Origin of the sequence: Nocardiopsis lucentensis DSM 44048 (assembly GCF_000341125.1) — a bacterium.
In the GTDB taxonomy this organism is placed as follows: Bacteria; Actinomycetota; Actinomycetes; order Streptosporangiales; family Streptosporangiaceae; genus Nocardiopsis; species Nocardiopsis lucentensis.
The window spans coordinates 1-12,533 of the sequence record NZ_ANBC01000046.1 but is presented as its reverse complement, the minus strand read 5'-3'; the positions used below and the strand labels follow the sequence as shown (position 1 = coordinate 12,533).

Here is a 12,533-nt window from a genome sequence, read left to right as displayed (position 1 = left end):
CTGCCCGCCGGGATCGGCGAGGAGGCGCGGTCCCCGGTCGTCGCGGCCGAGGCGGGCGGGCGGGAGTCGCGCGGGGCCTGAGGCCCCGGCGCACCCCGCCCGTACGGGGTCAGCCCGCCAGGTAGTACCGGTCGTTCGGCACGCACTCCTCGGCCGGGCGTCGCTCCAGGTAGTCCCACTCCAGCAGTTCGTTCACCGCAACGAACCCGTCGCCGTCCCTCTCCGGGATCTCCTCGGCGGGCACGAGCAGCTGTTCACCGCCACCGGGCTGCTCGAAGTGCGGGGCGATCGGTCCCACCAGGGCGGTGATCCCGGTCGTGACCGCGTAGCAGTTGTAGTTGTGCTCGGGGCCGTCCGGCCAGGTGTTGAGGGAGTCCGGCGGCAGGGCACGCGCCTGGTACGGGTCACCCGCCGGGGCCATGAACGTGCCCCACGGGGAGCCGAAGCGGTCGAGCATCGCCCCGGGTTCGAGTGTCCGGAGCTCGTTGACCGGTTCGCCGTCCACCACCACGAAGCCGTTGTGCTCGGGGTAGTCCCAGCCGCTCCAGGTCTCGCCGGTCTCCGGGTCCACCTGGTCCTCCACCCACCACCGGTCCAGGAACTCGACGGGGGACAGGCCGCCGAGCGGTGCGTACCCCTCGACCAGGACGGCGACCGGCCCCTGCCCGGGCAGCTCCGCCGGCCCCAGGCGGCGGTCGCCGCACACGTACGTCTCCAGGTCCCCGGGAGCGGGCGGCGGGTCGAGCGGCGGACACTCCCGTGCGGCCGCCGGCGCGGGCCGCTCCGGAGCGGTCTCCCCGTGGGCGGCGGGCGCCCCGACCAGGAGGAGGGCGACGGCCGTGCCGACCACCGGTGCGATCTTCACCATCGGGCTCCGTTCGATGCTCGGACGCCCAGGCAGCGCCGGACGTCACGGAAACACTACGGAAAGTAGTGAACCACGGGGGATCCCGGCGGGAGGAGGAACGCACGGAAAAGGAGGAGAACGACCGGCTGATCCGATGGGACCGGCCGGTCGCGGCGCCTCGATGAAGGGGTGCCCGGAAAAGGCGGGGAGGGGGAAGGGGGTGCTGTCAGGCGTCGACCGGGGTGACGGGGGCGGGTGGGCTACTGGCGCCCGAGGGCCCGGTAGGTCCATCCCGAGGCGCGCCAGTAGGTCGGGTCGAGCGCGTTGCGGCCGTCCACGATCCGCTTGGCGGCCACCACCTCGGCCAGCTCGTCCGGGTTGGCCTCGCGGAACTCCGCCCACTCCGTGAGCAGCAGGACCACGTCGGCGCCGCGCGCCGCCTCCAGCATCGAGGGGGCGTACCGCAGCTCCGGGTGGGCCTCGCGGGCCCGGTCCAGCGCGGCGGGGTCGTACACCGTCACCTGTGCGCCCAGCGAGGCGATGGTCGAGGCCACGTCCAGGGCGGGCGAGTCGCGGATGTCGTCGGAGTTGGGTTTGAACGCGGCGCCCAGGACCGTCACCGTACGCCCGGCGAAACCGTCGCCGATGAGCTGCCGCGCGATGTCGATCGTCCGTGCCCGGCGGCGCTGGTTGATCGCGTCCACCTCGCGCAGGAAGGACAGGGCGGGCTCCACGCCGAGCTCGTCGGCGCGCGCCATGAACGCGCGGATGTCCTTGGGCAGGCAGCCACCGCCGAAGCCGAGGCCCGGGCCGAGGAACTTGCCGCCGATGCGGTCGTCGTGGGAGAGCGCCTCGGCCAGCTGGATGACGTCGGCGCCGGCCGCCTCGGACACCTCGGCCATGGCGTTGATGAAGGAGATCTTCGTGGCCAGGAAGGCGTTGGCCGACACCTTGACCAGCTCGGCGGTCTGGAGGTCGGTCACCAGGAAGGGGACGCCGTCGTCGACCTGTTGCCGCCACAGTTCGCGGACGGCCTTCTCCACGCGCGGGGAGTCGGTGCCGATCACGATCCGGTTGGGCCGCAGCGTGTCCTCCACGCCGAAGCCCTCCCGCAGGAACTCCGGGCTCCAGCCGAGCTCGGCCTCCTCGCCGACCGGGGCGAGCTCGCGCAGGCGGGCGGTGAGGGTCGCGGCGGTGCCGACGGGAACGGTGGAGCGGCCGACGACCACCGTGGGGCGGGTCAGGTGGGGGGCGAGCCGGTCGATCGCGGAGTGGACGTAGGTGAGGTCGGCCGCCCCCGAGTCGTCGCGCTGGGGCGTGCCCACGCAGATGAGGTGGAGGTCGGCGAACTCGGCGGCCTCGGCGTAGGAGGTCGTGAAGGACAGTCGACCGGTCCGCAGGTTCGCGGTGAGCAGCTCGTCGAGCCCGGGCTCGTAGAAGGGGACGCGACCGGAGCGGAGCAGGTCGATCTTGGCCTCGTCGACGTCGAGTCCGAGAACCTCGAAGCCCATCTCCGAGAGACAGGCCGCCGTCGTGGCGCCGAGGTAGCCGGTGCCGATGACCGAGACGCGCATTCGTTCCGCTTCGACCACTGGTGGAGTCCTTCCGTGCTTGCCGTTCGCGCTCGTGTGCTGGTTGTGCCCGTTTGATGTGGTCAGCACCCCGGGTGGGGGCAGAAAACGGACATTGGGACCGACGGGTGCTGCATTGGGGTCGCATCACCCTACGCGCCGGGGTGTGGCGTGTGCCCCAACAGGGCGTGAACAGTCAGGCGCACAGGTTACCGGTGCGAAGCGGGCGATATGCACCGGGTCGGGTTCGGTGGTCCGCCGGGCCGGACGAGGAAGGCGTCAGCGGCCGTCGTCGTCGAGGGCCCGCAGCTCCGCCCCGATGGTGTCGGTCACAGCGGGCCTCGGGTGCCCCGCGGGCCCTCCCGGCCGGGCTTCGCGCCGTCGCCCTCCCAGCGAACGCCGTCGACGCCGTCGCGGCGGACACGGCGGAGCACGGGTCACCTTCCTTCGGGGCTCACCCGCAGATGTTCTCCCGGGCGGTCGTCGTGGCCAGCGGACCGTCCTCCGCCGACGTCTCCTCCGGTGTGGGCTCCGGGAGCTCGGGGGCGTTGAACGTCGTGTAGTTGAAGCCGAGGACGACCTGGACCTCGTCCTCCAGGGCACGGTCCTCCACCAGTTCCGAACCGGGGAAGACCCCGGAGACGAACTCCGCCTCGTCCTCGTCCCCGGGGGCGTGGCGGATCTGCGTGGTGGCCAGGTCGCGGCGGTCCCAGTTGGCCGCCGGGGTGATGACGTCGAACCCGACCTGGCCGAGGTTGCGGTCCGTCCGCGCGCCCAGGCCCGGGGTGGCGGTCCCGTTGAACACGCTGATCCGGATGTCGGACGGGTCCGGCGGTTCGGGGGAGGCGTCCGCGGACGGTTCCCCCTCGCGGATGGGACGGTCGGCACGGACGTCGGCGAACAGGTCGCGCGCCGCGGGCTCGTCCCACAGCAGTGCGACGTCCCCGCGCGGAGTCCAGTGGTTCATGTCGGCGATGGGCACCTGGGTGAACGTGACCTCCTCCAGGTCCAGGTCGCGCAACTGGTACGCCAGCTCGTTGAGCGAGCTCCCGTCCAGCCCCTCGTCGACGGTGACCGACGACAGCGCGCTCTCCAGGAACGCGGCCAGACGCGCGGGGTCGGTGAGGGTCTCGGTGCTCATCGCCCGGTCGAGCATGGCGGACAGCACCTGCTGTTGGCGGTCGATCCGGTCCAGGTCGCCGCGCGCGGTGGCGCGGGTACGGGCGAAGGCCAGCGCCTCGGCGCCGTCGACCTCGTGCGTGCCCGCCGCCATGTCCAGGTGGGCCTTGGGGTCGTCGATCGCCTCGGGCAGGCACACCTCGATGCCGCCGAGGGCGTCCACCACGTCCACGAAGCCCTCGAAGTCCACTTCGACGTAGTGGTCGACGCGCACGTCCGTCAGGGCCTCCACGGTCCGGACGGTCATCGTCGGCCCCCCGTAGGCGTAGGCGGCGTTGATCTTGTCCTCGCCCTCGCCGGGGATGTCGACCCACGAGTCGCGGGGGATGCCGACCACGCTGACGCGGTCGCGGTCGTCGTTGACGCGCACCAGCATGATGACGTCGGACCGGCGGCCCGGCGCGGAGCCCACGCTCAGCGCGTCCTGGTTCTCCCGGCTCATCTCCCCGCGCGCGTCGGAACCGATCACCAGGAAGGTGAGCCCGCCGGAGCCGCTTTGGGGACGGCCGTCCTCGGAGAGCGCTCCGAACACGTCGAAGCGGTTGAGCGCCCCGGACATCCACCCCGTGATCGCCCACGACGTGCCGGAGGCCAACAGGACCAGCGTCGACAGCGCCCCCATGACCATCAGACCGGTCCGGCGGCGGCGCACGGCGGCCGGGGGCACCGTCACCCGGCCGGACCGGGGCGAACGGCGCTGGTCGGGCGGGAGCGGTTGGGAACGCTTGCGCCGGAACTCCTTCGGCGGTCCCTGCCGACCGGCGTTGTCGTCGCTCATCGGTGTCCCCGTCCCACCCGTGCAGCGGTGTCCATCATCCTTAGGTTGTCACCCGATCCGCCGAAGGGCGCGGGATGTCAACCCCCGGCGTGTTGTTCTCCCGTTTGGGTGTGACGCGGCCGGGGCGGGAACCGTTCACGGCGGAATGAACGGGCCGAAACCTCCGGGCGCGGCGGCCGGTCCTGCGGGCCCCGGAAGCGGTCGGCGGAGCGGACCCCGGGCGTGCAGTACCGTTGACGCGCGTACCCCCAGTCCCGACACGTCTTGACCTTGGGAAGTGCCCGTGTCCTGGCCGCCAGTCTCCGTCGTCATGCCCGTCCTCAACGAAGAGCGCCACCTCGCCGCCGCGGTGGAGCACGTCCTCGCCCAGGAGTACCCGGGAGAACTCGAGGTCGTGCTGGGCGTGGGTCCCTCCGCCGACCGCACCCGCGAGGTCGCCGACGGGATCGCCGCCGCCGACCCCCGGGTCAAGGTGGTGGACAACCCCACGGGGAGGACCCCGGCCGGGCTCAACGCCGCCATCGGCGCCTCCAGCCACGACATCGTGGCCCGTATCGACGGGCACGCGATGATGCCGTCGGACTACCTGCGGGTGGCCGTGGAGACGTTGCGGGAGACGGGGGCGGACAACGTCGGCGGAATCATGGCCGCGGAGGGGACCACGCCGTGGGAGAGGGCCGTCGCGGCGGCGATGACCTCCAAGGTGGGTGTGGGCAACGCGCGCTTCCACACCGGGGGCGAGGGCGGTCCGGCGGACACCGTCTACCTGGGCGTCTTCCAGCGGTCGGCGCTCGACCGGGTCGGCGGCTACGACGAGGCGTTCCTGCGCGCCCAGGACTGGGAGATGAACCACCGCATCCGCGTCAGCGGCGGAACGGTGTGGTTCCAGCCGCGCATGCGGGTCTCCTACCGCCCCAGGCGCAACGTGCGCCTGTTGGCCAAGCAGTACTTCCACTACGGGCGCTGGCGGCGCGTGGTCGCCCGCCAGCACAAGGGCACGATCAACCTGCGCTACCTCGCCCCGCCCGTCGCGGTGGCGGGGATCGTCGCCGGGCTGGTCGGCGGCGTGTTCGGGTGGCCGCTGTTCCTCGTGCCCGCCGCCTACCTGGCCCTGGTCACGGCGGCGTCGGTGCCGCTCGCCAAGGGGCTGCCCGCCGCCAGCGCGCCGATGATCCCGCTGGCCCTCGCGACGATGCACATGTCCTGGGGGGTCGGGTTCATCACCAGCCCGCCCGGGCTCGGCGCCGACTCGCGCACCGCGCGGGCGTCGCGCGCGACGAGTTCCTGAGCCCCGGGCCGGGCGGGGGCACGGGCGTTCCGATGCGGGGCGCGCTCACCCCGTCCCGCCCGGTCAGTCCCGCGCGGCCGCCTTGAGCGCCGACACCGTTCCGGGCACGTCGTCCACCACGACGGCGTCCATCCCCGCCTCGGCGAACCGGGCCGCGTCCACCGGGTCCGGGCACCACGAGACCACCTCCAGCCCGGCGCGGTGCGCCAGGTCGACGGTGTGGGCCACCGAACGACGGCCGGGCCGCGGCGCGTCCCCGGTCCGGCCGAGCGAGCGCGCGTCGATCGCCACGATCGGGCAGCCCATCCCCGCGGCTCCCGCCACCGCCTGGTCCAGCGGGTTGCGCACATAGGGCATCCACGCCGTCGGCACCTCCGGAGCGCCCTCACGCACGGCGAGCAGGACGCCGGGGTCGAAGGAGCACACGAACACGCGGCGCCGTCGGGCCTCCCGACGCAGGTGGGGGAGCAGGAGCGCCACCGTGCGGCGCGACGGCGCGTCGACCGCGTCCTCCATCACCGACTTGACGTCCACGTCCACACCCACCCCGGACGGGATCGCCGCCAGCCCCTCCTCGAGACCGGCCAGCCCCGCCCGCGCGCACTCCTCGGCGGTCAGGTCCACGATCGCCCGCCCGTCGGCCAGGGACGCGTCGTGGTACAGGACGAGGGCGTCGTCGGCCGTGCGCCGCACGTCGATCTCCACCCAGTCGGCCCCGGCCCCGGCCGCCGCCGCGTAGGAGGCAGGAGAGTTCTCGGCGGCCTCGTCGACCACGCCGCGCCCGGCGCCCCGGTGGCCGATCACCTCGGTCGGCGTGAACAGCCCGCTCATCGCGCCGCCTCCTCGCCGGCGCTCCCGGCCCGGGCGCCGGTCCGGCGCAGCAGGGTCTCGGCGATCTCGACGTCGCCCGGGTTGGTCACCTTGATGTTGCCCTCGTCACCCGGCACGATCCGGACCTCCTCCTCGGGCAGATACCGCAGCACCACCCCGCAGTCGTCGGTGGCGACCAACCCGGGATCGGCCATCGCCAGCTCGTAGGCGCGGCGGAGCACACCCAGCCGGAACCCCTGCGGGGTCTGCATCCGCCGCAGCTCGGCGCGCGGGGGGACGGACACGATCGCCTCCCCGCCGGTCCGGCCGGGGGCCACCCGCACGGTCGTGTCCGTGCTGGGCACGGCCACTCCGACCGCGCCCGCCTCACCCAGTGCCGACACGCACGCGGTGACCGTGGCCGGGCGCAGCAGCGGCCGCGCCGCGTCGTGCAGCAGGGCCAGGTCGGTGTCGGCGGCCGACGCCATCGCCGTCAGAGCGGCGTAGGAGGTCTCGGTCCGGGTGGCGCCGCCCGGCAGTACCCGGCTGACCTTGGTGAACCCGGCGTCGGCGACGATGTCCTCCACCCGGCCCACGTGCTCGGCGACCATCAGGACGACGATCTCGTCCACCTCGGGACAGGCCTCGAAGGCGGCGACCGAGTGCTCGATGATGGGCCGTCCCGCCAGCGGGAGCAGCTGTTTGGGCGTGGCCGCGCCCATGCGCGAGCCCACCCCTCCGGCCAGGACCGCGGCGATCACGCGCGGAGCTGCGGACATCTCTTCGCCTTTCTCGGGACGCGTGCGCGCACTCGGGGAGCGCGTACGGGGAATCCAGTCGCCGACCTTAGGGCATGCTCAGCGGATACACACCCTGCTGCGCGACGCCCCAGCACAACTCTCGCGGCGTTCTCATCAGTCGAAAGGACCCCCACCCTTACTCCCTCTTCGGCCTTGCGAGAGCCGCACTGGATACGCCGCTCGCCACGGGTAGCATCCACCGAGCATGCCCTACCGGACACCCGCGATGCGCACCCGGCCGGTGGTTCGACCCGTCGTTCCCGGCGGTACCCTATGGACGCCTGTATGGCGTGCCCGGCCCGGACCTCCTCATCTCTGACACGGTCGCGAGGCCGGGCGCGGTCCGCGACATCCCCCACTCGCTCGGACACGCCCCCACCGTGCCGTGGGCCGGTGGGGGCGGGACCGCGAATGTCGGCCCGGTGCGCGCAGGTGAGTACCTACACGCCCGTCCGGAGACCTTCGGCACCCGGACGTGAATCAACCCTTGGAGGTGGCGGTGGCGTCAAGGACGCTGGCCGTCTGGGAGCACCGGAAGGTCGTCGGCCTCCTGGTCCGGCGCGACCTGAAGGTCAAGTACCAGCAGTCCGTACTCGGGTACGCCTGGACGATGCTGGAACCCATGGCCATGACCTTGGTCTACTTCTTCGTCTTCGGCGTCATCCTCGAGGCGAACCGGGGAATGCCGGCCGACGCCGGGGCCTACGGCGGTTTCCTGCTGTTCCTGGTCGCGGGCATCCTGCCGTGGACGACGTTCGGTCAGATCCTCGGCGAGGCCCCCCGGGCGATGATCACGCACTCCAAGCTGATCACCACGATGAAGGTGCCGCGGGAGATCTTCCCCCTGGCGACGGTGGGAACCAAGTTCGTCGAGTACCTGCTGACCTGGCCCGTCCTGCTGGTCTTCGTGTTCGCGCTCGGCGGGCGCCCCTCGGTCGGGGGCCTGCTCCTGTGGCTGCCGCTGGCGGTCGTGCTGACGTTCATGTTCGGCCTCGGCGTCACCCTGTTCCTGTCCTCGGTCAACGTCCTGCTGCGCGACGTGGAGCGCCTGACGCGCATCCTCACGCGTCTGCTCTTCTACGGGTCGGCGATCCTCTTCCCCGCCGCCATGGTGCTGGACTCGGAGGACGTTCCGGGTTGGGCGGCGACGGTCTTCCAGCTCAACCCCCTGATGGGGATCTTCCAGATGCACCGGACGGTGTGGTTCGCTGGGTTCGAGGAACTCACGCCGACCACCCTGGCGTTGACCTCTTCGGTGGTGGGTTCCGTCCTGATGCTGATCATCGGATACTGGACGTTCCGCCGCCTGGAGATGTCCGTCCTGAAGGAGTTGTGATGGCGCAGACCACCTACGGCGCCGAGGGCACCGGCGGACCGGTCATCGAGGCCAAGGGGCTCGGCGTGAGCTTCGCCGTGAACCGGCGCCGCAAGCGCAGCCTGCGTGAGATGTTCATCCACGGGTCCAAGCGCGACCCCAACGCCGAGGGCGACGAGTTCTGGCCCCTGCGCGACGTCTCCTTCGAGGTCGCCCGCGGTGACTGCGTGGGCATCGTCGGCAAGAACGGCACCGGCAAGTCGACCCTGCTCAAGCTCATCGCCGGGGTGCTCATGCCCGACGAGGGCGAGGTCCACGTGCGCGGCAAGGTCGCGCCGCTGCTGGAGCTGCGCGCCGGGTTCAACGACAACCTGACCGGTCGCGAGAACGTGTATCTGGTCGGTTCGCTGCACGGCATGTCGGAGAAGGAGATCGACGAGCGCTTCGAGGAGATCGTCGACTTCGCCGAGATCAAGCCGAAGTTCATCGACTCCCCGGTGCGCCACTACTCCAGCGGGATGAAGGTCCGGCTCGGTTTCGCCCTGATCTCCCAGCTGGAGCACCCGATCATGCTCGTCGACGAGGTGCTCGCGGTCGGCGACAAGGCGTTCAAACGCAAGTGCTACGAGGCGATCGACCGGATGCTGGCCAACCAGCGCACCATGGTCCTGGTCTCCCACAGTGAGAAGGACCTGCGCAGGTTCTGCAACCGGGGCCTGTACATCAAGGGCGGCGGGCTCGCCCTGGACACCGACATCGAGGCGGCCCTGGACGCCTACAACGAGGACACCAAGGTCGAGATCGCCGAGCGCAAGAAGCGCGAGGCGGAGAAGAAGCGCGCGGCCGAGGCCGGGCGCGAGGACGGCGAAGGCCCCACGGGCGGCCAGGCGGCCTGACCGCCCGACGTCCCCCGACGGCCGTCTTCGCGGCGATGAGCGCACCTCCGACCTGTTTCGGTGGTGCGCTCGTGTCTGTCCGGGCATGCCCGAAACGAGGCCGCTCGGGCCCCGCCACGTCTTACAGGCGCTATGTGCGTGTCAGTGGTTGATTGGTTACTCTCCGTGAGAAACGGTGGCTCCCAGTACTGCTGGAGGAGGCACGACCATGGCCAAGGGCACGGTGGCGCGGTCGACCGCGCGGATGTTGGAACGCAGGAGCGTCACCCGGTCCGGGGTGACACGGATCAGCGTCCTGGCGGCGCTCGCGGCGGCGGTCTGGTTCTCCCAGGCCGACACCCTCGGATGCCTCGTCGGATCCGCCTTCCTCGGCGCCGTGCTGTTCTGCGACGCCGTCCGTGCGCGCATCCGCGCCGACCGCCGCGACGCGCTCACCATGTGGGTGGCCGCGATGCTCGGCCAGCTGCGCGAGTACGTCGTCTACGTCGGCCTCACCCTCGGCGCGGTCGCCGAGGGCGTCCAGGGCGCCTGGGGGTGGGCCGCCGGAGCGCTCATCGCCCTGGCGCTGCGGGACGCGTTCCTGGTGGCCCGTTCGGCGCCCGCCGCGCCCGGACACGGGCTGGAGGCCGCCCTCGAAGGCGACGGTTCCACACCGGGTTCGAACGGCGGAACCGACGGCCGCGGCGGGCTCACGGTCGGCCTCGTGCCGCCTCCGCGCCGGGAGCCCCGGGAGAACGACCCGCGCCTCACCGGGCGCCTGCTCGGCGACGCGTCCGCCCGGGCGACCGCCACGGAGGACCCGGACCACCGCACGCGGTCCGACGGCCCCGAACACCACGACACCCGGCCTCCGCGCACCGCGGGGGCGCCCCTGCCGATCGCGATCCGCCGGGTCATGGTCTTCACCCAGCCCACGCGCTTCCTGGTCATCGCGGTCGCGGCCACGGCCTGGGACGCGCGGGTCGCCTTCCTCACCCTCATCGTCGGCTGCGCCCTGGCCGTGACCGGGGAACTCGTCGACCCCACCGCCCGGGAGGCGGGCAAGTGACCGAACGACTCGCGGACGCCACCGACGGAGCGCCGCGCGAGCGTCTGCGCGCCGCCGTCCCCGACCTGAGGGCGCTACGTGACGACAGTCACGTCTGCGCGCTGCTCGGTCGGGTCGCCCCGGGGGCCGTCGCACCCCTGCTCCCGGCGCTCACCGGACTGCTCGTCGTCGCGACACTGCTCGTGGCGGTTCGGGGACAGCTGGCAGGCATTACCCTGTTCGCACCGGTCGCTGCCCTGCTACTGTCCGGTCTGGCCTCGGGGCACCCGCACGACGGGCGCTTCGACTGGCTCGTGCCGCCCGTCCTCCGCGTCACCGAGTACGGGTACCTGACGGTTCTGGGGCTGGCGTCCGGTGTACCCGGTCCCCTGGTGTTCGTACTCTTGATGGTGGTCGTCTGCCACCACCGTGACGACGTCGCACGTCCCTCCGTCGGCGTCGCACGGCCCGCATGGGTGCGCGGGGCGGCGCTCGGATGGGACGGGCGGATGCTCGTCATCGCGGTCGGCGGCGCGTTCCACGTGCTCGGACCCGCCTACGGGGCACTCGCCGGATACCTGGTGGTGCTGCTCGTCCGCGAAGCCGTGCGCTCCTGGTGCGCGACACCCGTGACCGAGGTCTGCACGACCGCCGACGCGTTCCCCCGCGGAGGCGACACGGACCGGGGAGGTCCTCGGACGACCCCACCCGGCCACGAGGACGGGGGCCGACCGGCCGCCGGAACGAACGGGGAGGCGTGAGGCGTCTCCCCGAACTAAGGAGGAACACGCCCTCATGCTCGGAATGGTTCTCGCCGCAGGCGCGGGACGGCGTCTGCGCCCCTACACCGACACCCTGCCCAAGGCCCTGGTGCCCGTCGACGGCGAGACGACCATCATGGACATCTCGCTGCGCAACCTCGCCGCCGCCGGGCTCACCGACGTCGTCGTGGTGGTCGGTTACCGTGCGGAGGCCGTGGAGGAGCGCAAGGAGGCGCTGGAGGAGCGCCACGGCGTCAAGATCACCCTCAGCTACAACGACAAGGCCGAGGAGTGGAACAACGCCTACTCCCTGTGGACCGCACGCGAGTTCTTCTCCGAGGGCGTCCTCCTCGTCAACGGTGACACGGTGCACCCCGTGAGTGTCGAGGAAACGCTACTCGCCGCGCGGGGTCCGGAACTCCTCCTCGCGGTGGACAACGTGAAAAATCTGGCCGACGAGGAGATGAAGGTGACCCTCGACGAGGGCGGCCACATCAAGACCATCACCAAGCTGATGGACCCGGCCACCGCCGCGGGCGAGTACATCGGCGCCACCCTCATCGAGGGTTCGCTCGACGCCCGCCTGGCCGACGCGCTCAAGGCCACCTGGGAGCGCGACCCGCAGCTGTACTACGAGGACGGCTACCAGGAGCTCGTCAACCGCGGAGAGAAGATCTCCGTGGCCCCGATCGGCGACGTCCAGTGGGTCGAGGTCGACAACCACGACGACCTGGCCAAGGCGAGGGAGATCGCGTGCCGCTACTAGCGCGAATGCTCCCCTCCCCCCTGGCGATCGACGTGCGCCGGGGGGCCATCGCCTCCCTCGGGTCCGTGCTCGCCGACCGTCGGATCGCCACCGAGGGCCGCATCGCGGTCGCGGTCGGTCCGGGGCAGGGCGCGCACATCGCCGCTGACCTCGACCTGCCCCAGTGCGAGGTGTTCCAGGTCGACGAGGGCACCGTGGACGCCGCCACCGATCTCGGCAAGAAGCTGCGGTCGGGCGCCTACGAGGCGGTCGCGGGCATCGGCGGCGGCAAGACCATCGACGTGACCAAGTTCGCCGCGACCATGGCGGGCATCCCCATGGTCGCCGTGGCCACCAACCTGGCGCACGACGGGATCGCCTCCCCGGTCAGTTCCCTCGAACACGAGGGCGGCAAGCCGTCCATCGGCGTGACCATGCCCATCGCCGTGGTCATCGACGTCGACTACGTCCAGGCCGCCCCCGCGCACCTGGTCCGCTCCGGTATCGGCGACGTGG

12 protein-coding genes are annotated in these 12,533 nt (G+C 72.0%); 7 read left to right on the top strand and 5 right to left on the bottom strand.

The window, feature by feature from the left end; all coding sequences use genetic code 11:
- Nucleotides 1-109: 109 nt before the first annotated feature.
- The 3 genes from D471_RS0101340 to D471_RS0101325 form a co-directional block, all read right to left on the bottom strand.
- Nucleotides 110-868 carry a TNT domain-containing protein gene (locus D471_RS0101340; RefSeq protein WP_017596959.1) on the bottom strand — a complete coding sequence of 253 codons (759 nt, stop codon included), beginning with the start codon at nucleotides 866-868 and terminating at the stop codon, nucleotides 110-112.
- A gap of 239 nt (nucleotides 869-1,107) precedes the next feature.
- Complete coding sequence (locus D471_RS0101335) at nucleotides 1,108-2,439, bottom strand: UDP-glucose dehydrogenase family protein (RefSeq protein WP_017596958.1); 1,332 nt, start codon at nucleotides 2,437-2,439, stop codon at nucleotides 1,108-1,110.
- Between the two features lie 433 nt (nucleotides 2,440-2,872).
- Entirely contained in the window at nucleotides 2,873-4,375 is a 1,503-nt protein-coding gene (locus D471_RS0101325) for an LCP family protein (protein WP_017596956.1), read from the bottom strand.
- Between the two features lie 283 nt (nucleotides 4,376-4,658).
- Here D471_RS0101325 and D471_RS0101320 point away from each other — a divergent pair, with 283 nt between their 5' ends.
- The gene (locus tag D471_RS0101320) at nucleotides 4,659-5,663 is read left to right on the top strand and encodes a glycosyltransferase family 2 protein (protein WP_026127300.1); all 1,005 of its coding nucleotides are present in this window, start codon (nucleotides 4,659-4,661) and stop codon (nucleotides 5,661-5,663) included.
- 63 nt (nucleotides 5,664-5,726) lie between these two features.
- Here the strand turns inward: D471_RS0101320 and D471_RS0101315 are convergent, their stop codons facing one another.
- Together D471_RS0101315 and D471_RS0101310 are read right to left on the bottom strand one after the other, a co-directional pair.
- Entirely contained in the window at nucleotides 5,727-6,494 is a 768-nt protein-coding gene (locus D471_RS0101315; protein WP_017596954.1) for a glycerophosphodiester phosphodiesterase, read from the bottom strand.
- Entirely contained in the window at nucleotides 6,491-7,252 is a 762-nt protein-coding gene (locus D471_RS0101310) for an IspD/TarI family cytidylyltransferase (protein ID WP_026127299.1), read from the bottom strand. Before D471_RS0101310 ends, D471_RS0101315 begins: the two co-directional genes overlap by 4 nt.
- Nucleotides 7,253-7,760: 508 nt before the next feature.
- Here D471_RS0101310 and D471_RS0101300 point away from each other — a divergent pair.
- The 6 genes from D471_RS0101300 to D471_RS0101270 all read left to right on the top strand — a co-directional run.
- Nucleotides 7,761-8,609 carry an ABC transporter permease gene (locus D471_RS0101300; RefSeq protein WP_017596951.1) on the top strand — a complete coding sequence of 283 codons (849 nt, stop codon included), beginning with the start codon at nucleotides 7,761-7,763 and terminating at the stop codon, nucleotides 8,607-8,609.
- On the top strand, nucleotides 8,609-9,484 hold the full coding sequence (locus D471_RS0101295; protein ID WP_017596950.1) for an ABC transporter ATP-binding protein: 876 nt from the start codon (nucleotides 8,609-8,611) through the stop codon (nucleotides 9,482-9,484). Before D471_RS0101300 ends, D471_RS0101295 begins: the two co-directional genes overlap by 1 nt.
- A 208-nt stretch (nucleotides 9,485-9,692) precedes the next feature.
- Nucleotides 9,693-10,532 carry a hypothetical protein gene (locus D471_RS0101290; RefSeq protein ID WP_017596949.1) on the top strand — a complete coding sequence of 280 codons (840 nt, stop codon included), beginning with the start codon at nucleotides 9,693-9,695 and terminating at the stop codon, nucleotides 10,530-10,532.
- A complete protein-coding gene (locus tag D471_RS0101285) occupies nucleotides 10,529-11,272 on the top strand; it encodes a DUF5941 domain-containing protein (protein ID WP_017596948.1) in 744 nt (247 codons plus the stop codon). Before D471_RS0101290 ends, D471_RS0101285 begins: the two co-directional genes overlap by 4 nt.
- 34 nt (nucleotides 11,273-11,306) lie before the next feature.
- The gene (locus D471_RS0101280) at nucleotides 11,307-12,038 is read left to right on the top strand and encodes a phosphocholine cytidylyltransferase family protein (protein ID WP_017596947.1); all 732 of its coding nucleotides are present in this window, start codon (nucleotides 11,307-11,309) and stop codon (nucleotides 12,036-12,038) included.
- Nucleotides 12,039-12,043: 5 nt separating this feature from the next.
- On the top strand, nucleotides 12,044-12,533 hold a 490-nt coding region (locus tag D471_RS0101270), incomplete at its 3' end, for an iron-containing alcohol dehydrogenase (protein WP_017596946.1).